This is a genomic window from Aneurinibacillus tyrosinisolvens (assembly GCF_001015055.1).
GTDB classification, from domain to species: Bacteria; Bacillota; Bacilli; order Aneurinibacillales; family Aneurinibacillaceae; genus Aneurinibacillus_A; species Aneurinibacillus_A tyrosinisolvens.
Window position 1 is genome coordinate 1 of record NZ_BBWZ01000136.1, and the last position, 530, is coordinate 530.

At 39.6% G+C, this 530-nt stretch carries 1 protein-coding gene; it reads right to left on the reverse strand.

Translation table 11 applies throughout. The features are described from left to right. Positions 1 to 211: 211 nt before the first annotated feature. Entirely contained in the window at positions 212 to 475 is a 264-nt protein-coding gene (locus MBEAL2_RS28700; RefSeq protein ID WP_047155574.1) for a hypothetical protein, read from the reverse strand. Positions 476 to 530 lie beyond the last annotated feature (55 nt).

A 530-nucleotide genomic window follows, 5' to 3' on the forward strand; every position in this document is an offset into this window, starting at 1 on the left:
TTCTATAAAATCTCGATATCGGTGCGCATATCCATAATGAAACCGGGCTCCAATCCCTGCGGTAATCGAATCTCCAATCGCCGTGTAGCGAAGAGTTAATAGAGGAGGCATCGCCATCACCTTACTTATTACTTAAATTTTCCACTCCCCTATGCTTGTCGTTAAAATTAAAGGTAGAGAATGGGCTGCTCTCTCCTTTTTTGCTTAAAAATCATTTTTTGCCCATTTTCTTCTTGATTTCATCAATTTGGCCCTTGGTCATCCCACTTTGCAGAAGCTTAGACATTAAGGAAAGAATACCTCCACCTTTCGAAAAACTTCTAAACTGCTCAACGTATTGGTTAAGTTCAGCCTCTGAAAACGTTTTTCCATGGGCTTTTCCGGCCTCTTTTATGGCTTTTCGAATCGTTTTTTCATCCTGCCATTTGTCTTTCGGAATCCCTTTCACAATTTTGATGATCGTATTCACATCCATACGAAAACCCTCTCCCTTTACATAAGATAGTATAGTTTATGGTTTAAGGTTTCGA